General features: G+C 35.2%; 20 protein-coding genes and 4 tRNA genes. 23 read left to right on the plus strand and 1 reads right to left on the minus strand.

Going from position 1 to position 21470, the window contains the following annotated elements:
- Positions 1-21: 21 nt before the first annotated feature.
- The 3 genes from IEV15_RS01090 (at position 22) to IEV15_RS01100 (ending at position 3142) form a co-directional block, all read left to right on the plus strand.
- The gene (locus IEV15_RS01090) at positions 22-891 is read left to right on the plus strand and encodes a ComEA family DNA-binding protein (RefSeq protein WP_188360645.1); all 870 of its coding nucleotides are present in this window, start codon (positions 22-24) and stop codon (positions 889-891) included.
- 36 nt (positions 892-927) lie between these two features.
- Complete coding sequence (locus IEV15_RS01095) at positions 928-2097, plus strand: acyl-CoA dehydrogenase family protein (RefSeq protein ID WP_188360646.1); 1170 nt, start codon at positions 928-930, stop codon at positions 2095-2097.
- A 103-nt stretch (positions 2098-2200) separates the two neighbouring features.
- Positions 2201-3142, plus strand: a complete 942-nt coding sequence (locus tag IEV15_RS01100; RefSeq protein ID WP_188360647.1) for a hypothetical protein — start codon at positions 2201-2203, stop codon at positions 3140-3142.
- Between the two features lie 22 nt (positions 3143-3164).
- Here IEV15_RS01100 and IEV15_RS01105 read toward each other — a convergent pair whose 3' ends face one another.
- The gene (locus tag IEV15_RS01105; protein ID WP_188360648.1) at positions 3165-4232 is read right to left on the minus strand and encodes an endonuclease/exonuclease/phosphatase family protein; all 1068 of its coding nucleotides are present in this window, start codon (positions 4230-4232) and stop codon (positions 3165-3167) included.
- 186 nt (positions 4233-4418) lie between these two features.
- Here IEV15_RS01105 and rpsU point away from each other — a divergent pair, with 186 nt between their 5' ends.
- The 20 genes from rpsU (at position 4419) to IEV15_RS01205 (ending at position 21331) form a co-directional block, all read left to right on the plus strand.
- Positions 4419-4613, plus strand: a complete 195-nt coding sequence (gene rpsU, locus IEV15_RS01110) for a 30S ribosomal protein S21 (protein ID WP_188360649.1) — start codon at positions 4419-4421, stop codon at positions 4611-4613.
- Between the two features lie 70 nt (positions 4614-4683).
- The gene (locus IEV15_RS01115; protein WP_188360650.1) at positions 4684-5577 is read left to right on the plus strand and encodes a tyrosine-type recombinase/integrase; all 894 of its coding nucleotides are present in this window, start codon (positions 4684-4686) and stop codon (positions 5575-5577) included.
- 35 nt (positions 5578-5612) lie between these two features.
- Positions 5613-5915 carry a ribosome hibernation-promoting factor, HPF/YfiA family gene (gene hpf, locus IEV15_RS01120; protein WP_188360651.1) on the plus strand — a complete coding sequence of 101 codons (303 nt, stop codon included), beginning with the start codon at positions 5613-5615 and terminating at the stop codon, positions 5913-5915.
- A 90-nt stretch (positions 5916-6005) separates the two neighbouring features.
- Positions 6006-6079: transfer RNA gene (locus IEV15_RS01125), tRNA-Thr, on the plus strand.
- A gap of 85 nt (positions 6080-6164) precedes the next feature.
- Positions 6165-6245: transfer RNA gene (locus tag IEV15_RS01130), tRNA-Tyr, on the plus strand.
- 102 nt (positions 6246-6347) lie between these two features.
- A tRNA-Thr gene (locus IEV15_RS01135) sits at positions 6348-6419 on the plus strand.
- Between the two features lie 53 nt (positions 6420-6472).
- On the plus strand, positions 6473-7660 hold the full coding sequence (tuf, locus tag IEV15_RS01140; protein ID WP_188360652.1) for an elongation factor Tu: 1188 nt from the start codon (positions 6473-6475) through the stop codon (positions 7658-7660).
- Between the two features lie 56 nt (positions 7661-7716).
- Positions 7717-7790 (plus strand) — tRNA-Trp (locus IEV15_RS01145).
- Positions 7791-7803: 13 nt separating this feature from the next.
- Positions 7804-8001 carry a preprotein translocase subunit SecE gene (gene secE, locus IEV15_RS01150; protein WP_188360653.1) on the plus strand — a complete coding sequence of 66 codons (198 nt, stop codon included), beginning with the start codon at positions 7804-7806 and terminating at the stop codon, positions 7999-8001.
- Positions 8002-8009: 8 nt separating this feature from the next.
- Positions 8010-8561 (plus strand): transcription termination/antitermination protein NusG, encoded by a 552-nt coding sequence (gene nusG / locus IEV15_RS01155; RefSeq protein WP_188360654.1) that lies wholly within the window; start codon positions 8010-8012, stop codon positions 8559-8561.
- 65 nt (positions 8562-8626) lie between these two features.
- On the plus strand, positions 8627-9064 hold the full coding sequence (gene rplK, locus IEV15_RS01160; RefSeq protein WP_188360655.1) for a 50S ribosomal protein L11: 438 nt from the start codon (positions 8627-8629) through the stop codon (positions 9062-9064).
- Between the two features lie 10 nt (positions 9065-9074).
- Positions 9075-9764: a 50S ribosomal protein L1 gene (gene rplA / locus IEV15_RS01165; RefSeq protein ID WP_188360656.1), complete on the plus strand. Its 690-nt coding sequence runs from the start codon at positions 9075-9077 to the stop codon at positions 9762-9764.
- 22 nt (positions 9765-9786) lie between these two features.
- Positions 9787-10302, plus strand: coding sequence for a 50S ribosomal protein L10 (rplJ, locus tag IEV15_RS01170; protein WP_188360657.1), 516 nt, complete (start codon positions 9787-9789; stop codon positions 10300-10302).
- A gap of 62 nt (positions 10303-10364) precedes the next feature.
- Entirely contained in the window at positions 10365-10742 is a 378-nt protein-coding gene (gene rplL / locus IEV15_RS01175) for a 50S ribosomal protein L7/L12 (RefSeq protein WP_188360658.1), read from the plus strand.
- 267 nt (positions 10743-11009) lie between these two features.
- Positions 11010-14822, plus strand: a complete 3813-nt coding sequence (gene rpoB / locus IEV15_RS01180; RefSeq protein ID WP_188360659.1) for a DNA-directed RNA polymerase subunit beta — start codon at positions 11010-11012, stop codon at positions 14820-14822.
- A 78-nt stretch (positions 14823-14900) separates the two neighbouring features.
- Positions 14901-19208 (plus strand): DNA-directed RNA polymerase subunit beta', encoded by a 4308-nt coding sequence (gene rpoC / locus IEV15_RS01185; protein ID WP_188360660.1) that lies wholly within the window; start codon positions 14901-14903, stop codon positions 19206-19208.
- A gap of 5 nt (positions 19209-19213) precedes the next feature.
- Positions 19214-19525 (plus strand): DUF3467 domain-containing protein, encoded by a 312-nt coding sequence (locus IEV15_RS01190; protein ID WP_188360661.1) that lies wholly within the window; start codon positions 19214-19216, stop codon positions 19523-19525.
- Positions 19526-19843: 318 nt separating this feature from the next.
- Positions 19844-20206 (plus strand): hypothetical protein, encoded by a 363-nt coding sequence (locus IEV15_RS01195; protein ID WP_188360662.1) that lies wholly within the window; start codon positions 19844-19846, stop codon positions 20204-20206.
- Positions 20207-20525: 319 nt separating this feature from the next.
- Complete coding sequence (locus tag IEV15_RS01200; RefSeq protein ID WP_188360663.1) at positions 20526-20720, plus strand: DUF8694 domain-containing protein; 195 nt, start codon at positions 20526-20528, stop codon at positions 20718-20720.
- Between the two features lie 269 nt (positions 20721-20989).
- Positions 20990-21331 carry a hypothetical protein gene (locus IEV15_RS01205; RefSeq protein ID WP_188360664.1) on the plus strand — a complete coding sequence of 114 codons (342 nt, stop codon included), beginning with the start codon at positions 20990-20992 and terminating at the stop codon, positions 21329-21331.
- Positions 21332-21470: the final 139 nt, after the last annotated feature.

Genomic DNA, 21470 nt, shown 5'->3' on the forward strand with positions numbered 1-21470 from the left:
TAGTATTAAAATAAGTAAGATATGAGTTATACATCCCTTTTTAGTTTTTCTTCTGATCAACGAAAAGGGATTTTTGTTTTATTGTTTCTTATTGTAGGTTTGCAAGGAGCTTATTGGTTTTGGGTGTCAAAAACTGACAATCAACCGAATACTAAATTACATGCTGAATGGATTGCCATGCAAAGTCACATTGATAGTTTAAAAGAAGAAACTTCAACTACTACTTTTAAAATTTATCCTTTTAATCCCAACTTTATAACTGATTACAGAGGTTATCAATTGGGAATGACTACTGCGGAAATAGATCGTTTGTTTGCTTTCCGAAAAGAGAATAAGTATGTCAATTCTGCCAAAGAGTTTCAACAAGTGACTCAAGTTTCCGATAGTTTGCTTCAAGCAATTTCTCCTTATTTTAAATTTCCAAGTTGGGTCAATCAACCCAAGTCTAATTTTAAATTTAAAGATTATTCCAAACCAAAGAATGAAATTATTGTTCGTAAGGACATCAATCAAGCCAGTCAGGAAGATTTAATTAAACTGTATGGTATTGGTCCTGCTTTATCGGAACGAATTTTAAAACAAAAAGAAATTTTTGGCGGTTTTGTTTCCATGGATCAAATGGAAGCTATTTGGGGTTTGTCGCCTGAGGTTATTGAAAATCTCAAGAAGCATTTTGAGGTACAACAACAGCCTGCTATTAAGAAGATTAAGATAAATGATTTGTCAACAAAAGAGTTGGCTAAGTTTCCTTATTTCAACTATGCTATTTCCAAGGAGATTGTAACTTTCAGAAGCATGAATAATGGAATTAAAGATATTGAGGATTTAACAAAAATTAAGGGGTTTCCCGTTGAAAAATTAAATATTATTGCCTTATATTTGGAATTCTAAAAAAATAACCCAAAAAGGGCAATACAATTTAATTATATGAATTCAATTTACTTCACAGAAGAGCATCATTTGTTTAGAAAAACGCTACAAGATTTTTTACATAAAGAAGTGGTTCCTCACATTGAAAAATGGGAAAAAACAGGAACAATAGACCGATTTATATGGAAAAAATTCGGTGAAATGGGTTTTTTCGGCATTAACTATCCTGAGGCTTATGGTGGAATGAATTTGGATTTATTCTATACTGTAGTCTTTTTAGAAGAACTTCAAAAAATAAAATCGGCAGGTTTTGCTGCTGCTATGTGGGCTCATGCTTATTTGGCGATGACACATTTGAATGCTGAAGGTGATGAACAAATTAAACAAAACTATTTGGCACCAAGTATTTTGGGTGATAAAATTGGAGCATTGTGTATTACAGAACCTTTTGGAGGAAGTGATGTGGCAGGAATGCGAACTTCAGCAGTAAAAAAAGGGGATACCTATATAATTAATGGTTCAAAAACTTTTATCACAAATGGTGTTTATGCGGATTATTATATAGTAGCTGCAAAAACAAATCCGGATATTGGTAACAAAGGAATCAGTATTTTTTTGGTTGACACTACTACAAAAGGGATTTCAGCAACTAAGTTAGATAAATTAGGATGGCGAGCATCGGATACGGCAGAAATTGCCTTTGATAATGTTATAATTCCTGCTAGCAATTTGATGGGAGAAGAAGGAAAAGGTTTTCCTTATATCATGCAACACTTTGCTTTGGAACGATTAATCATGGCAATCAATGCTCATGCCAGAGCAGCATATGCTATTGATTATACCATAGATTATATGTCGCAAAGAGAAGCATTTGGCACTACAATTAATAAATTTCAAGCCTTACGACACACGATGGTAGAACATGCAACAGAAGTTGAACATTGTAAGGTTTTTAATTATGCTGCAGTAGCTCGTTTAGATAAAGGAGAATATGTGGTTAAAGAAGCGACAATGGCAAAATTGAAATCAACAAAAGTAGCAGATGAAGCGATTTATAGCTGTCTTCAAATGTTGGGGGGTTATGGTTATATGGAAGAGTATCCTTTGGCCCGTTTGTTACGTGATAGTCGTTTGGGTCCAATTGGTGGCGGAACTTCTGAGATTTTAAAAGAGATTTTATCTAAAATGATTATTGACAAGCAAAACTATAAACCGGCAGTGGAATAATTTTTAATAGTTTATAGCAAATTAAGAAGCCTTACACTATTTTTTGTAAGGCTTTTGTAATAAATTAGTAAGTTTAGTCGTTGTGTTATTAAATCTAACTAACATGAGGACTAAACATTTTATTTATCTTTTCGTTTCAGTATTTTTTGTTTTATCTTGTTCGGAAGAGAATGGGAATACTTTAAATCAATTTACTAATCAGACGATTACAGGTTACACATTTGTGACTGAATCAATTTATCAAGATAATCCGGATATCCAAAGTTACAAAAAGATTAATACAGGAACTGTTGTAAATAACAAAATAACAACAGTAACTTCTGAAACTTTTTTTAATGGAATTAGTAATGGTGTTAATTTGGCTTACGAATATATTTATGATAATTCAGGTAGAATACAGAGTCATATAATTTACGGTGGTCCGGAAATCGATGTAAAATATGATTTTTTTTATGAAAATAATTTAGTGGTAGCTATGGATAAACATTTTTTAGGAGGAGTTTTAAATTATAGAGTTGTTAATCCATCCCAAAATGTAGTTTATTTTGAGAAGTTAACCGAATCTCATCTAAATCCTGCTGCCCAAGCACTTTTTAGGCATATAGTTCATTTCGATCAAAATCAAAATATCATAAAAGCAGGAAGAGATAATAATTTTGATGGTGTGATGGATAATGAAAATAATTTTGTTTATCAAAATAATAATTTAATATCAGCACAATTTCCGGATGTGACCACTACTTATGAATATTCACCAATTATCAACACAGACAGTTTTTTGCACCTTTCATCTTTTGGGAAATTAAATTATTTAGTAATGTGTGCCGAACAATTTTCGACCCCAAATTATAATTCTTCTTATTTTAATACGGAGAGTTATGGTCGTTCAAACATTAATTTCAATTTGTCGGTAGGTCAGTCGTTAGAAGGAACTATAACTGTGAATAATCAAAACTTCATTCAAAGCAAAGTAAAAACTACACAAATAAGTACAGAAGAATTTAATGGTCAAAATACTGAAACAACTACTTATTTTTTCGAATAAGTAATTTTTCTTGAAGCGAAAATCAATCACGGTTTTCGCTTTCTTCGTTAATGCCGTCTTTTATTATTTGATTTATTTCCGTTTTCTCTTCATTTTCGAGAGTTTCAATCAATTCTTCCTGTTCCTTATTTTTTTTATTGATGTAAAACGAACTATAAATCGGAAAATGATCGGAGCCAAAATAGTCCAATGTTTTTAGCTTGTCAACAAATACATCCGTAGAGTGAAAAAACAAATCAATCGGAAATCTAAAGAACCAATATTTGGCATGAAAAGTAGAAAACAAACCTCTTCCGATTCGAGCATCAATAAGTTCGCTTGTTTTTCTAAAAAGCAATGCCGATTTGGCCCAAGCAACATTATTAAAATCACCCACCACCACACTAGGTTCCTTTTTTGACTTGACCACTTTGGCAACACTTAACAATTCACCGTCTCTCTCTTTGGCATTTTCTTCTTCTGTTGGGCTAGGTGGGGGAGGATGCACTCCAAAAAAGTTAAACACAAAACCGTCGTTTGATATGAGTTTTGCTTCAATACACGGAATGTCATCGGCAACAAAATAATGTACTTGATGAGAAATGATTTTCAATTTAGAAAACAAATGAATACCATAGGTGTTTTCTAAAGCGACTTTTATATGAAAAGGATAGGTTTGGTCAAAATGTGAAAGTGCATTTTCCCAATCTTTATTGGATTCCATGGTTAAGAATATATCCGGATTGTGTTTTACTACTACCTCCGAAAACCGATTATAAGCCGTGTTTTTTTGGTAAACATTAGCAGAAATAATACTTATGGTTTGAGAGCACGAATTCGTTTTTATGTTTTTAGGGATTGCATGTAGTTTTGAATAAGGGAATAAGTGGATCCCATGAAATAGTAGCGTTAGCAAATTTAAACTGATAACTACAATAAATAAGAAGCCTTTATCTTCAATGAAAATAAACCCGGCAGTACTAGTTATCAATAAAAGTTGAAATAATTGTACTTTTCCAAATTCGAAAAATCTAAAAAACCAATGAGGGTTTTGAAACAGCGGAATATAACTTGAAAGGATTAGTATGATGGAGCAACTATAGAAAAACATATTTTTCAATAAAAATAATCAAAAAGAAATAAATGAGGATAAAAATATTTTAGAAATGGAAGCGTTAAGAATTTATTTTTAAACTCCTATTCAAAACGGTTTATAAAAATAATTTCAAGTTTCTGATTTAGAATTCAAAATAAATGTTACTTTTGCACCCACTAAATGAGAGGAGGTGTCTAGATTATGTTAATTATCCCAATTAAAGACGGAGAAAATATCGACAGAGCGTTAAAACGCTACAAAAGAAAATTTGATAAAACAGGAACTGTTCGTCAGTTAAGAGCACGTCAAGCATTTATTAAACCTTCTGTTGTGAAAAGAGCACAAGTTCAAAAAGCTCAATACATTCAAACATTGCGAGACAGTGTAGAAATTTAAGAGCATTTTAAATACAATAGTAACCGCTAGATTGAGAAGTTTTTATAACTTTGAACCTAGCGGTTTTTTTATGGAATCAAATGTTAAGGCTTTTATCGATTATTTGCAGTATCAAAAGAAGTATTCTCCTCACACTGTTTTGGCGTATCAAAGGGATATTTTGGAATTTTCGACTTTTGTAAACCAAACCTATGATCAAGACACTATTACTTTAGTAGTGTATCCACAGATCCGAAGTTGGATTGTTTTCCTTTCTGACCAGGAAATTTCTAATCGAACGATTAATAGAAAAATTTCCTCTTTAAAAGCGTATTATCGATTTTTGCTTAGAATTAAAGCTATTTCATCTAGTCCGTTACTCAAACATACCGCTTTAAAAACACCTAAAACGTTACAAATACCCTTTTCTGAAAAAGAAATTAATTTGGTATTGAATCAATTGGTATATCCGGACGGATTTGAAGGCATTCGTGATAAATTGATTATTGATTTATTTTATACTACCGGAATTCGTAGAGCCGAATTAATTAATCTGAAATTAACATCCATTGATTTTGCGACCAACACTATTAAGGTGTTAGGTAAAAGAAACAAAGAGCGAATACTGCCTTTGCTTCCGATTATAATTCAGCAACTCCAAAGCTATATGAAAGAACGTGAGTCATTTGGCAATATGGGTGGGTCTGACTATTTATTTCTTACCCAAAAAGGTGTTAAATTGAATGATAGTTTTGTATATCGTTTAATAAATTCTTACTTTAGTGGTGTCTCCGAGAAGGTAAAAAAAAGTCCTCACATTTTGCGTCATACGTTTGCGACGCACATGTTAAACCACGGAGCAAATTTAAATTCAGTAAAAGAATTATTAGGACATTCCAGTTTGGCATCTACACAAGTATATACTCATAGTAGTTTATCAGAGCTTAAAAAAGTTTACCAAGATGCACATCCCAGAAACAACTAATAATTTATTTTGTGTAACCCAATAAAAACTTAATTATGAAGGTAAACATTCATGCCGTTAACTTTAATGTTGACAGAAAGCTAGTTGATTTTGTTCAAGAACGTATGGATAAATTAGAAAAATATTATGACAAAGTGATTGTGGCAGATGTTTTTTTAAAGGTTGAGGCAACCAGTGAAAAAGAAAATAAAATAGTAGAGATTAGAATGCATGTTCCGGGAGATGATTTGATGGTGAAAAAACAGTGCAAAAGTTTTGAAGAAGCTGTTGATTCATCGGCAGATGCCCTAGAACGATTGCTTTTAAAAAGAAAAGAAAAAATCAGAACACATATATAAGAAAAAAATTTGAATATTTTTTTTGATTGACAAATAAAATCTCTACATTTGCAGTCCGTTAGAAATAGCGGACTTTTTTTATTGAGTCATGCCGGTGTAGCTCAGCTGGCTAGAGCAGCTGATTTGTAATCAGCAGGTCGTGGGTTCGAGTCCCTCCATCGGCTCAAAAAAAATGTGATTTTAAATTTAGAATGTAAGATAAAATATACATTTTGAAAAAGTTCATTAAAAGATTGTAATAAAAGGTTCGGGGAGATACTCAAGCGGCCAACGAGGACGGACTGTAAATCCGTTGGGAAACCTTCGCAGGTTCGAATCCTGCTCTCCCCACTATTCTTTTGAATATGTTTCAAAAGATTGCGTATAAGAGTTTGCTCTTATGAATTATCGAAGCAATGAGATGATTCAAGTTGGTAATTAACCAAGGAAACTGCCGGTGTAGCTCAGGGGTAGAGTGCTTCCTTGGTAAGGAAGAGGTCACGGGTTCAAATCCCGTCATTGGCTCAAAATTGTATGAATTAAACACTATTATATAACTAAGATTTAAATTAATTAAAATGGCAAAAGAAAATTTTAATCGTAACAAGCCACACCTTAATATTGGTACTATTGGGCACGTGGATCATGGAAAAACAACATTAACTGCGGCTATTACTAAAGTATTATCTGACGCAGGTTATTGTCAAGCAAAATCATTTGATCAAATTGATAATGCTCCAGAAGAAAAAGAAAGAGGTATTACTATCAATACATCTCACGTTGAGTATGAAACTGCTAATCGTCATTATGCACACGTTGACTGTCCAGGTCACGCGGATTACGTAAAGAACATGGTTACAGGTGCTGCTCAAATGGATGGAGCTATCCTTGTAGTAGCTGCAACTGACGGACCAATGCCACAAACTCGTGAGCACATCCTTTTAGGACGTCAGGTAGGTATTCCTAGAATCGTTGTATTCATGAACAAAGTGGATATGGTTGATGATGCTGAGCTTTTAGAGTTAGTAGAAATGGAAATCAGAGATTTATTATCATTCTATGATTATGATGGAGATAATAGTCCAGTTATCCAAGGTTCAGCTTTGGGTGGATTAAATAATGATCCTACTTGGACTCCAAAAATTCTTGAATTGATGGAAGCTGTTGATAATTGGATTCAAGAGCCGGAAAGAGATATTGCAAAACCTTTCTTAATGCCAGTTGAAGATGTATTTACAATTACTGGACGTGGAACTGTTGCTACAGGTCGTATCGAAACAGGAATTTGTAATACTGGAGATCCGGTTGAAATCATTGGTATGGGTGCTGAGAAATTAACTTCTACAGTTACCGGTATCGAAATGTTCCGTCAAATCCTTGATAGAGGTGAAGCTGGAGATAACGCAGGTATCTTATTAAGAGGTGTTGCAAAAGAAGATATTAAAAGAGGAATGGTTATTTGTAAACCAGGTTCAGTTAAACCACACTCTAAATTCAAAGCTGAGGTTTATATCTTGAAAAAAGAAGAAGGTGGTCGTCACACGCCATTCCACAATAACTACCGTCCACAGTTCTATGTTAGAACAACTGACGTAACTGGTACTATTAATTTGCCAGCCGGAGTTGAAATGGTAATGCCAGGTGATAACTTAACTATCGACGTAACTTTATTAAGTGCAATTGCTTTGAACGTAGGTTTACGTTTCGCTATCCGTGAAGGTGGTAGAACTGTAGGTGCTGGTCAGGTAACTGAAATCGTTGAGTAATTTTTAAATATATAAAGCCAGTTCATGTTCTTAGGGATATGGCTGGCTTTTAACAAACGGGTGTAGTTCAAGGGTAGAATAGCGGTCTCCAAAACCGTTGATGGGAGTTCGAATCTCTCCATCCGTGCCAAAACGATAAAACAATGACAAAAGTTGTAAATTATATCTCAGAAGCTTTCGGAGAGTTGAAGTCAAATGTTACTTGGTTGCCTTGGGCAGAAGTGCAACGACTTACGATTATTGTAGCCGTGTTTACAATAGTTTTTTCATTAGCAATCTGGGGAGTTGATGAAGTTTTTACAAAAGTTATCTCCGGTATTTTTAGTTTGATAAAAGGATAATGACTATTATGACTGAAAATAATTTAAAGAAGTGGTATGTAGTTCGGGCAGTAAGTGGTCAGGAAAACAAAGTTAAGACCTATATAGAAACTGAAATTTCTCGTCTTAATTTGGCTGATTACATTGCTCAGGTATTAGTTCCAACTGAAAAAGTGTTTCAAGTGAGAGACGGAAAAAAAATTGCTAAAGAGCGAGTTTATTTTCCGGGTTATGTGATGATTGAAGCTAATTTATCAGGTGAGATACCACATATCATTAAATCAATTACCGGTGTTATTGGGTTTTTAGGTGAAGTTAAAGGTGGTGATCCTGTTCCATTACGTATGGCAGAGGTGAATCGCATGTTAGGAAAAGTGGATGAATTATCTGTTTCTACAGACACTCAAAATATTCCTTACAACATCGGAGAAACTATAAAAGTTGTTGACGGTCCATTTAACGGATTTAATGGAACTGTTGAAAAAATAAATGAGGAGAAGCGTAAACTGGAAGTAATGGTTAAGATTTTCGGAAGAAAAACACCATTAGAGTTGGCTTTTGCTCAAGTTGAAAAAGTATAATTGTTACATCTATTATAAATCACGTCTTGCTTCCAACTGAGATGTGCTAAATTTTTTTTAAACAAATGGCTAAAGAAATTAGTAAAGTAGTTAAACTACAAGTTAAGGGAGGTGCCGCGAATCCTTCGCCACCGGTCGGACCTGCTTTGGGAGCTGCTGGAGTTAACATCATGGAGTTCTGTAAGCAATTTAATGCGAGAACTCAAGATAAGCCCGGCAAAGTTTTACCCGTACAGATTACTGTATACAAAGACAAATCATTTGATTTTGTTGTAAAAACTCCACCAGCCGCTATCCAATTATTGGATGCTGCAAAATTAAAGTCAGGGTCAGGCCAACCGAATCGTAAGAAAGTAGCGAGTGTTACTTGGGACCAAATTAGAACTATCGCAGAAGACAAAATCGTTGACTTAAATGCTTTTACAATTGAAAAAGCGATGAGTATGATTGCAGGAACTGCACGTTCTATGGGTATAACTGTAACAGGAGCTGCTCCTTTTTAATTAGATAGACATGGCAAAATTGACAAAAAAGCAGAAAGTAGCTGCATCAAAAATTGAAAAAAGTAAATTGTATTCTTTAAAAGATGCTTCATCTTTATTGAAAGAAGTTGCTTCAGCAAAATTTGATGAATCAGTAGACATCGCAGTTCGTTTAGGTGTAGATCCAAGAAAGGCAAATCAAATGGTTAGAGGAGTGGTAACATTGCCTCATGGAACAGGAAAAGATATGAGAGTTTTGGCTCTTGTAACTCCGGATAAAGAAGCAGAAGCTAGAGCTGCGGGTGCAGACCACGTAGGTTTAGATGACTATTTACAAAAAATCAAAGACGGTTGGACAGATGTTGATGTGATCATCACTATGCCTGCTGTTATGGGTAAATTAGGTCCATTAGGACGTATTTTAGGTCCAAGAGGTTTAATGCCAAATCCAAAAACCGGAACGGTTACTATGGATGTTGCAAAAGCTGTTGCCGAGGTTAAAGCCGGTAAAATTGACTTTAAAGTTGATAAAACAGGAATTGTGCATGCAGGTATCGGAAAAGTTTCTTTCGAGGCGGACAAACTTGTAGATAATGCTCACGAAATTATACAAACTTTATTAAAATTAAAACCAACTGCGGCAAAAGGTACTTATATTAAGTCTATTCACTTATCAAGTACTATGAGTCCTGCTATTGCTTTAGATCCTAAAGCAGTTTAATTGGTAGTTAAACAATTATATTATGACTAGAGAAGAAAAATCAAGAGTTATTGAAGATTTAACTGCACAGTTGGCTGATAGTAATGTTGTCTACATTGCAGATATTTCTAACCTTAATGCTGAAACTACTTCAAATCTAAGAAGAGCTTGTTTCAAAGCCGGTATCCAATTGAATGTTGTAAAAAACACCTTATTGGAAAAAGCAATGGAAGCTTCTGCTAATGATTATGGAGATTTACCTTCAATATTAAAAGGAAATACTTCAATAATGATTGCTGAGAACGGAAACGCTCCTGCAAAAATCATTAAAGAATTCCGTAAAAAATCGGATAGACCTCTTTTAAAAGGAGCTTACATACACCAGGCTGTATTTATTGGTGACAACCAATTAGACGCCTTAGTATCTCTTAAATCAAAAGAAGAAGTTATCGGAGAAATCATCGGACTTCTACAATCTCCTGCTAAAAATGTTGTATCCGCTCTTAAATCAGGTGGTGGCAAAATTGCAGGTATTGTTAAAACCTTATCTGAACGATAAGAAAACCGCGAGAACGCACTTAATAAATCATATATTACAAACTTTTTAAATCGATAGAAAAAATGGCAGATTTGAAACAATTCGCAGAACAATTAGTTAATTTAACTGTAAAAGAAGTTAATGAGTTAGCTACAATATTAAAAGATGAGTATGGTATCGAGCCTGCAGCTGCTGCTGTAGTTGCCGGTCCTGCTGTTGGTGGTGGTGAAACTGCTGCTGCTGAAGAGCAAACTGAATTTACTGTAGTTTTAAAAGAAGCTGGTGCTTCTAAATTAGCTGTAGTAAAAGCGGTTAAAGAATTAACAGGTTTAGGTCTTAAAGAGGCTAAAGATTTAGTTGATGCTGCTCCATCAAATGTTAAAGAAGGCGTTTCTAAAGATGAGGCTGAAGGTCTTAAAAAATCTTTAGAAGAAGCTGGAGCTGTTGTTGAGCTTAAATAAGTTCACTTAAGTTTTAAGAACTAGGTTTAGGTCTTGGATTAACCTCCAACGACCTAAACCATTTTTCGTATAATAAAATTATATATTATTTTATTATCAAATAGTTTAAAATACCCAATTATTTTTGATCACTACGAAGAAAGAAAATTAAGACAGAGCAATCTGAAAAATTTTTAAAGATGTATTGATTACAAAAAGAAAGTATTAATTAAACAGTGTGTTTACACAAAAATAATTACTTTTTTTTAATCAAAATTTTGTCCATAGATGATAACTAATCAGACTGAAAGATTGAATTTTGCCTCAACTAAAAATATACCTCAATATCCTGATTTTTTGGATATACAGGTAAAATCTTTTAAGGATTTCTTCCAATTGGAAACGAAATCTGACGAAAGAGGCAACGAAGGTTTATATAACACCTTCATGGAAAACTTTCCAATCACCGATACAAGAAATAATTTTGTACTTGAATTTTTAGATTATTTTGTAGATCCACCTCGTTATTCTATACAAGAATGTATCGAAAGAGGTTTGACCTACAGTGTGCCATTAAAAGCACGTTTAAAACTTTATTGTACTGATCCTGAACATGAAGATTTTGAAACCATAGTACAAGATGTCTATTTGGGAACTATCCCTTATATGACACCTAGTGGTACTTTTGTTATAAACGGTGCTGAGCGAGTTGTAGTTTCGCAATTACACCGTTCTCCAGGGGTTTTCTTTGGTCAATCTTTCCACGCTAATGGAACTAAATTATACTCAGCCCGTGTTATTCCTTTCAAAGGATCATGGATTGAATTTGCTACCGATATCAACAATGTCATGTATGCTTACATCGACAGAAAGAAAAAGTTACCGGTAACAACACTTTTCAGAGCTATTGGTTTTGAAAGAGATAAAGATATTCTTGAAATTTTTGACTTAGCTGAAGAAATTAAAGTTTCTAAAACAGGTCTAAAAAAATATGTAGGTCGGAAACTTGCTGCACGTGTATTGAACACATGGCATGAAGATTTCGTAGATGAAGATACAGGAGAAGTTGTTTCTATTGAAAGAAACGAAATCATATTAGATCGTGATACTATTATCGACAAGGATAATGTTGAGGAAATCATTGATTCTAATGTGAAGTCTATTTTGTTACACAAAGAAGATAATAATCAAGCAGATTATGCTATCATCCACAATACGTTACAAAAAGACCCTACCAATTCAGAAAAAGAAGCCGTAGAGCACATCTACCGTCAGTTGCGTAATGCAGAACCGCCTGATGAAGAAACTGCTCGAGGCATTATTGATAAATTATTCTTCTCTGATCAACGTTATAACTTAGGTGAAGTTGGTCGTTATAGAATGAACAAAAAATTAGGTTTAGATATTTCTATAGACAAACAAGTATTGACTAAAGAAGATATCATTACCATTGTGAAATATTTGATTGAATTGATCAACTCTAAAGCAGAGATTGATGATATTGATCACTTATCAAACCGTCGTGTGAGAACAGTTGGTGAACAACTTTCTCAACAATTTGGTGTTGGTTTAGCCCGTATGGCAAGAACCATCCGTGAGCGAATGAACGTTAGAGATAACGAGGTGTTTACACCAATCGATTTGATTAATGCGAAAACATTATCATCGGTAATCAATTCTTTCTTCGGAACCAATCAGTTGTCTCAGTTTATGGATCAAACGAATCCATTGGCTGAATTAACACACAAAAGAAGATTATCAGCACTTGGACCAGGTGGACTTTCAAGAGAGAGAGCCGGATTTGAGGTGCGTGACGTTCACTATACGCATTACGGGCGTTTATGTCCGATTGAAACACCTGAGGGACCAAACATTGGTTTGATTTCTTCGCTTGGTGTTTATGCAAAAGTAAACGGTATGGGATTCATCGAGACACCTTATCGTAAAGTAACCAACGGAAAAGTTGATTTAGTTTCTGAACCAATCTACTTAAGTGCAGAGGAAGAAGAAGGTAAATTAATTGCTCAAGCTAACATTGAAATGTCGGCTGATGGTAAAATTTCAGCAGATAAAGTTATTGCTCGTGAAGAAGGTGATTTCCCTGTTGTTGATCCTGCAAGTGTACATTATACAGACGTTGCACCTAATCAAATTGCATCGATTTCTGCTTCATTGATTCCTTTCTTGGAACATGATGATGCGAACCGTGCGTTGATGGGTTCAAACATGATGCGTCAGGCTGTACCTTTGTTGCGTCCTGAAGCTCCAATTGTTGGAACTGGTTTAGAGCGTCAAGTTGCTAAAGACTCTCGTGTTTTGATTAATTCAGAAGGTGATGGTGTTGTAGAATATGTAGATGCGAACATGATTACTATAAAATATGATCGTTCTGATCGTATGCGAATGGTAAGTTTTGATTCGGATGAAGTAACCTACAACTTAACCAAATTCCAAAAAACCAATCAAAGTACGTGTATCAACCTAAAACCAATTGTAAGAAAAGGGGATAGAGTTGCTAAAGGTCAGGTTTTATGTGAAGGTTATGCTACACAAAACGGAGAACTAGCTATCGGTAGAAACATGAAAGTGGCGTTTATGCCATGGAAAGGTTACAACTTTGAGGATGCTATTGTAATTTCTGAAAAAGTAGTTCGTGATGATATTTTTACTTCTATTCACATTGATGAGTATTCTTTAGAAGTTCGTGATACAAAATTAGGTAATGAAGAATTAACTAATGATATCCCTAACGTATCGGAAGAGGCTACTAAAGATTTGGATGAAAATGGTATGATTAGAATTGGTGCCGAAGTTAAACCCGGCGACATTCTTATCGGAAAGATTACTCCAAAAGGAGAATCTGATCCAACACCGGAAGAAAAATTATTACGTGCCATTTTTGGTGACAAAGCCGGTGATGTGAAAGATGCTTCTTTGAAAGCGTCGCCATCTTTACACGGTGTTGTGTTGAACAAAAAATTATTTGCAAGAGCGGTTAAAGATAAACGCAAACGCACAAAAGATAAAGATGATTTAGCGGTATTGGAAACTGAATTTGAAGTTAAATTCAATGAGCTAAAAGAAAAATTAGTTGACAAGTTGTTTACTATTGTTAATGGTAAAACATCACAAGGTGTCATGAATGATTTAGGGGAAGAAGTTTTACCAAAAGGTAAAAAATACACCTTAAAAATGTTGAACGCGGTTGATGATTTTGCTCACTTAACAAAAGGACAATGGGTTTCTGATGACGAAACAAACTTCTTAGTAAACGATTTGATTCACAATTACAAAATCAAATTGAACGATTTACAAGGAGCTTTACGTAGAGAGAAATTCACCATTACCGTTGGAGATGAATTACCAGCCGGAATTTTAAAATTAGCTAAAGTTTATATTGCTAAAAAGCGTAAACTGAAAGTGGGTGATAAAATGGCAGGTCGTCACGGAAACAAAGGTATTGTGGCACGTATCGTTCGTCAGGAAGATATGCCATTCTTAGAAGACGGAACACCGGTTGATATCGTATTGAATCCACTTGGGGTACCTTCTCGTATGAATATCGGACAGATTTATGAAACGGTATTAGGATGGGCAGGTCAAAAATTAGGTAGAAAATATGCTACACCAATCTTTGACGGAGCAACACTTGATCAAATCAATGAATTGACTGATGAAGCCGGAATTCCACAATTTGGTCATACCTATTTGTATGATGGTGGAACCGGAGAGCGTTTCCATCAAGCAGCAACAGTGGGTGTTATTTATATGTTGAAATTAGGACATATGGTTGACGATAAAATGCACGCACGTTCCATCGGACCTTACTCGTTGATTACTCAACAACCATTAGGTGGTAAGGCACAATTTGGAGGTCAGCGTTTTGGAGAGATGGAGGTTTGGGCTTTAGAGGCTTATGGAGCTTCAAGTACCTTACGTGAAATTTTGACGGTTAAATCGGATGACGTAATCGGAAGAGCTAAAACTTACGAGGCAATCGTTAAGGGTGAGCAAATGCCGGAACCGGGATTGCCTGAATCGTTCAATGTATTAATGCATGAATTGAAAGGTCTTGGATTAGACATTCGTTTAGAGGAATAATAGCGTTGTAAGGTGTTGGTTGTAATTTAATTTTTTACAACCAACACCCACAACAAACCACTTTAATTTTCAGAAATTATGATGAATAATAGAAACAATAAAGATAAAACTACCGTTAAAAGGTTTGACAAAATCACCATCGGCTTGGCTTCTCCGGAATCTATGTTGGCAGAATCAAGAGGTGAGGTATTAAAGCCTGAAACAATTAACTATAGAACACACAAACCGGAACGTGACGGATTGTTTTGTGAGCGTATTTTTGGACCTGTAAAGGATTATGAATGTGCTTGTGGAAAATACAAACGTATCCGATATAAAGGAATTGTTTGTGACCGTTGTGGTGTTGAAGTAACAGAGAAAAAAGTACGTCGTGACAGAGTTGGACACATTAATTTGGTAGTTCCAATTGCTCATATTTGGTATTTCCGTTCGTTACCAAACAAAATTGGTTACATATTAGGTTTACCGTCTAAGAAATTAGATATGATTATTTACTACGAACGTTATGTAGTAATTCAAGCCGGTATTGCTAAAAATGCAGAAGGCGAATCCTTACAGCGTTTGGATTTCCTTACAGAAGAAGAATACCTTACTATATTAGATTCTCTTCCAATGGAGAATCAATATTTAGATGAGAATGATCCAAATAAATTCATCGCCAAAATGGGTGCTGAATGTATTATGGATTTATTAGCGAGAACAAATCTTGACCAATTGTCTTATGATTTGCGTCATGCTGCTAATAACGAAACATCAAAACAAAGAAAAACGGAGGCGTTAAAACGTCTTCAAGTTGTAGAATCGTTCCGTGAAGCTAATTTAAACAGAGAAAACCGTCCGGAATGGATGATTTTAAAAGTAATTCCGGTTATTCCACCAGAATTACGTCCGTTGGTGCCGCTTGATGGAGGTCGTTTTGCAACTTCCGATTTGAATGACTTATACCGTCGTGTAATTATACGTAACAACCGTTTAAAAAGATTGATGGAGATTAAAGCTCCTGAAGTAATCTTGAGAAACGAAAAGCGTATGTTGCAAGAAGCGGTAGATTCGTTGTTTGACAACACGCGTAAAGCGTCTGCTGTTAAAACAGAATCTAACCGTCCGTTGAAATCACTTTCGGATTCGTTAAAAGGAAAACAAGGTCGTTTCCGTCAAAACTTATTAGGTAAACGTGTGGATTATTCTGCTCGTTCGGTAATTGTTGTTGGACCGGAATTGAAATTGTTCGAATGTGGTTTGCCAAAAGATATGGCAGCTGAATTGTTCAAACCTTTTGTTATCCGTAAATTGATAGAAAGAGGTATTGTTAAAACAGTAAAATCGGCTAAGAAAATCATAGATAAAAAAGAGCCTGTAGTATGGGACATCCTTGAAAATGTAATCAAAGGACATCCGGTATTACTTAACCGTGCTCCTACATTACACCGTTTGGGTATCCAAGCTTTCCAACCAAAATTAATTGAAGGAAAAGCAATCCAATTACACCCATTAGTGTGTACGGCTTTTAACGCGGATTTTGATGGTGACCAGATGGCGGTACATTTACCGTTAGGACCAGAGGCTATTTTGGAGTCACAATTATTAATGTTGGCTTCACACAATATCTTGAATCCGGCAAATGGTGCTCCAATTACGGTACCTTCTCAAGACATGGTTTTGGGTCTTTATTATATGACCAAAGAGCGTTTGTCTACACCGGAACATCCAATTTTAGGTGAAGGTTTATCCTTCTATTCGGCTGAAGAAGCAAATATTGCTTTGAATGAAGGACGCGTAGAATTGAATGCTCGTGTAAAAATCAGAGCTAAAGATTTTAATGAAAAAGGCGAATTGGTTTATAAAATAATACAAACTACTGCAGGTAGAGTATTGTTTAATGAAGTAGTTCCGGAAGCTGCAGGATATATCAATGAGGTATTGACTAAGAAATCGTTACGTGACATTATCGGTAAAATTTTAGCGGTAACCAATGTACCAACAACAGCTGCTTTCCTTGATAATATTAAAGATATGGGCTTTAAGTTCGCTTTCAAAGGAGGTTTGTCCTTCTCTTTAGGTGACATTAAAGTTCCGGATCAAAAAAATGAATTAATTGCAGATGCCAATGAGCAAGTTGATGCTATTTCTGTCAACTATAACATGGGTCTGATTACTAATAATGAGCGTTACAACCAAGTAATTGACGTTTGGACATCAACCAACGCCATGCTTACTGAATTAGCGATGAAAAACATTAGAGAAGACCGTCAAGGTTTCAACTCAGTGTATATGATGCTTGATTCAGGAGCGAGGGGTTCTAAGGAACAGATTCGTCAGTTAACCGGTATGCGTGGTTTGATGGCTAAGCCTAAAAAATCTACAGCCGGTGGTGGAGAGATTATTGAAAATCCAATTCTTTCTAACTTTAAAGAAGGTCTTTCGATTTTAGAATACTTTATCTCTACTCACGGTGCTCGTAAAGGACTAGCGGATACGGCTTTGAAAACAGCTGATGCCGGATACTTGACCAGAAGGTTACATGATGTATCGCAAGATGTAATTGTAAACTCTGTAGATTGTGGTACTTTACGTGGTATTGAAGTTTCTGCTTTGAAAAAGAATGAAGAGATTGTTGAAACTTTAGGAGAACGTATCTTAGGACGTGTTGCTCTTCAAGATGTAATCAATCCTATGAATTTAGAAGTGTTGATTGAAGGTGGTGCTGAAATTACAGAAGCTGTAATGAAAGCTATCGAAGCATCTCCAATCGAACGAGTAGAAGTACGTTCGCCTTTAACTTGTGAAGCTGAAAAAGGTATTTGTGCTAAATGTTACGGAAGAAACTTAGCTACGGGAAGAATGATTCAACGTGGTGAAGCTGTTGGTGTAGTTGCTGCTCAGTCAATTGGTGAGCCGGGAACTCAGTTAACACTTCGTACGTTCCACGTAGGTGGTGTTGCCGGTGGTATTTCTGAAGAGTCAAGCATCATCACCCGTTTTAGAGGTCGTTTAGAATTAGAAGATCTTAAAACGGTTAAGAGTGAAGACGGTGAAGGTAACTTAGTAGATATTGTTGTTTCTCGTTCAACAGAATTGAAATTGGTTGATGAAAACACAGGAATTGTATTGAATACACACAACATTCCTTATGGTTCTACTATTGCTGTTAAAAATGGCGATGTAGTTGATAAAGGAACGTTAATCTGTAAATGGGACCCTTATAATGGGGTAATTATTTCGGAATTTACCGGTAAAATTGCTTACGAAGATTTAGAACAAGGACAATCGTTCCAGGTTGAGATTGATGAGCAAACCGGATTCCAGGAAAAAGTTATTTCTGAGTCTCGTAATAAAAAATTAGTACCTACATTATTGATTTACGGTAAAGATGGCGAGTTAATTCGTTCGTACAACTTACCTGTAGGAGCCCACTTAATGGTAGATGATGGTGATAAGATTAAAGCCGGTAAAATTTTAGTAAAAATCCCAAGACGTTCTTCTAAATCAGGAGATATCACCGGAGGTTTACCAAGAATTACCGAGTTACTTGAAGCTCGTAATCCTTCTAACCCAGCTGTGGTTTCTGAAATTGACGGTGTTGTTACTTTTGGAAAAATCAAACGTGGTAACCGTGAGATTATCGTAGAATCTAAGTTTGGTGAAGTTAAAAAGTACTTGGTTAAATTATCAAACCAAATCTTGGTTCAAGAGAACGACTTTATCAAAGCAGGTTTACCTTTATCTGACGGAGCTATTACACCGGAAGATATTTTGAGAATTCAAGGACCTTCTGCTGTTCAACAGTATTTGGTTAATGAAATTCAAGAGGTATACCGTTTGCAAGGGGTAAAAATCAACGACAAACACTTTGAGGTAGTTATTCGTCAGATGATGCGTAAAGTGCGTGTTGAAGATCCAGGAGATACCTTGTTCTTAGAAGAGCAATTGGTTCACACGAAAGACTTTATTGTTGAAAACGATAAGTTGTTCGGAATGAAAGTTGTGGAAGATGCAGGTGATTCTCAAAATTTAAGACCGGGTCAGATGATTACGCCAAGAGAGTTGCGTGATGAAAACTCACAGTTAAAACGTGAAGATAAGAATTTGGCAGTAGCCCGTGATGTAATTACAGCTACAGCTACTCCGGTGCTTCAAGGTATCACAAGAGCGTCGTTGCAAACCAAATCGTTTATATCGGCAGCATCGTTCCAAGAGACAACCAAAGTATTAAACGAAGCGGCAGTTGCCGGAAAAGTAGATACTTTAGAAGGCTTGAAAGAAAACGTTATTGTAGGTCACCGTATTCCGGCAGGAACGGGTATGAGAGAATACAACAACATCATTGTAGGTTCTAAAGAAGATTACAATGAGTTAATGGCGGCCAAAGAAGAATATAATTATTAAGAGCTATGAGTGATAACAATCCACAACAAGGTCAAATCAATATTGAATTGGATGAAAAAATAGCAGAAGGGATTTATTCCAACTTAGCTATCATCAATCATTCGCATTCTGAATTTGTCTTGGATTTTGTAACTTTAATGCCTGGTGTACCTAAGGCAAAAGTAAAATCCAGAATCATTCTCACGCCTCAACACGCTAAGCGTTTGTTGAAAGCAATTGCAGAAAACATTCAAAGGTTTGAAAAAGCAAATGGTGAGATTAAAGATTCTGATCAACCTCAGATTCCTTTGAACTTTGGTCCGACAGGACAAGCTTAATAGAAAATAGATTTTTAGAAAACTCCTCAAGCAATTGGGGAGTTTTTTGTTTGCTACACTTTACTTTTGTTAGCTCTAAGCTATTGTGATTGTTTAAGTTAAAATATACTGCTTGTAGTATTCTGTAGCCAATTTAGTAGTTACTGTTATTACTTTTATCGACAAACGGTACAAAAGGTTTCATTTAACGATTATTTCAGTATGTTATCGAAAAAAGTACCTATCCATAGATAAACCCCTTAGTTTTACGCTCAACAAATGGTTTAGGTTCTTCATAATTAGAAGATTAAGTTGGCCTCCATTCCGTAAAATTAAATTATGCGTCACCTTTTATTTGCATTTATCGGGTTATTGCTTTTAACGAGCTGTGAAAGCGAGCCGATACAAGAAGCCTTTGTAGAGCAAACCATAGCCGTTCCCGGTTGGTTGGTTGGCACTTACGATGGTGTGCATACGCAGAAGGAATTAAGTGTTTATCCGGATAAAATAACTTTTGAATATTTGGATATTTCCAAAGAGATTGTAGCATCACAAGTAGTTCAAGTGCAATTGGAGGAAAGCCGTTTTTTGGTTTATACAATTGATAACGAATTACTGATATTTAATAAAACCACTTTGGATTCTGAAATTAACTTTCATTTTAATGAATTGAATTTAGGATGGTTCCGCAATAAGAAATAACGCCATTTGGCTTTATACATTTTTAGTTAGCATTGTTCAAACACCTTTCCCGCCATAGAAGGGTGTTTTTTTTTATCCTATTTTTTTACCTTGTTCTTGCTGATCAACCTTTGAATTTTATCACTTCTTTTTAGCTCAATACGCTAGTTTATTTGGATTGCTGTCAGTTGTTTTTATTTGGGTTTTCTTAGTAAGAAAAAACATAAAAACAGTTATTTTGTTTTTCATAGCTTCACCATGGCTTTTCTATGGGATTACCATGGCGTCAACAAATCAAAAAAGATGTAGGAAAATACAATTACAGTAAATGCCTTTTTTTATGACTTTTGCAAAAGTTACTGAAACTGATTTAGTAAACGTAACCGTTTATGATTTGAGTGGACGAGTTATTGCAACAAGAGGTGCGTTTAACTCTAACGAGGCTTCACTTTCTTTAGGAATGTTGTCTAATCAAGTGGTGCTCGTAAAAGTAGTCACTACTTCAGGCGAGATGACTCAAAAAGTACTTTGGTAAGCAAAAAGGTTATTATAAATTCAGAACAGCCCTTCCCTTTTGGAAGGGTTGTTTTTTTATAAACCAGCCTTTGAAAATCGTTGATATACTTCATTTTCTCGATAAAATGCACCCTATTGATTTTAGATGAATTATCGACGAAATGCACATTTCCACCTTTCAAAAAATCGGCAAGAGGACTTCAACGAGTATTCTAACAGTTTGACGAAAAAATGTTGAAACCCTTGTAAGCTACTCTAGTTTTACATCAGAAATCAGAAATAACAGATATGAAATCAGTAGTTAACAAGTCACTTTTCTTAAGCATCGTTTTAACCCTTATGGTTGCTTTTTCAGGAACTGCTCAAAATGCAACTTCTACTCAAGGGATGACAATTGTTACGGAGAAAGAAGCGGTTGCTTTGTTGCAAACTGCAAACGAAACTGTTGCTGCTTTGAATATGACTTCATGGTTTTCGGGAGCTGCAGTATCTGTTCAAGGTGTTTCTGTTCAAACGGTTAAATTACCATCAAAAAAAGAGCAGTATTTACAGTCTGGTTTTTCTACTAAAACGTTGTTGATTCGTGCTTTAATGAAAAAAGCAGACCGTCAATATAATGGAATGGCTTAAGCATTTAAAACTTATATACCAGTACAAAGCCCTTTCGTTATGGAAGGGCTTTTTTATTATCCGATTTAAGATTGTAGTTTTAACTTACACCTTCCTGTAAAAAGGGAATCCGGGAGCACTACAAAAAAACGATTTTATT

The sequence above is a fragment of the Flavobacterium orientale genome, assembly GCF_014638005.1.
In the GTDB taxonomy this organism is placed as follows: Bacteria; Bacteroidota; Bacteroidia; order Flavobacteriales; family Flavobacteriaceae; genus Flavobacterium; species Flavobacterium orientale.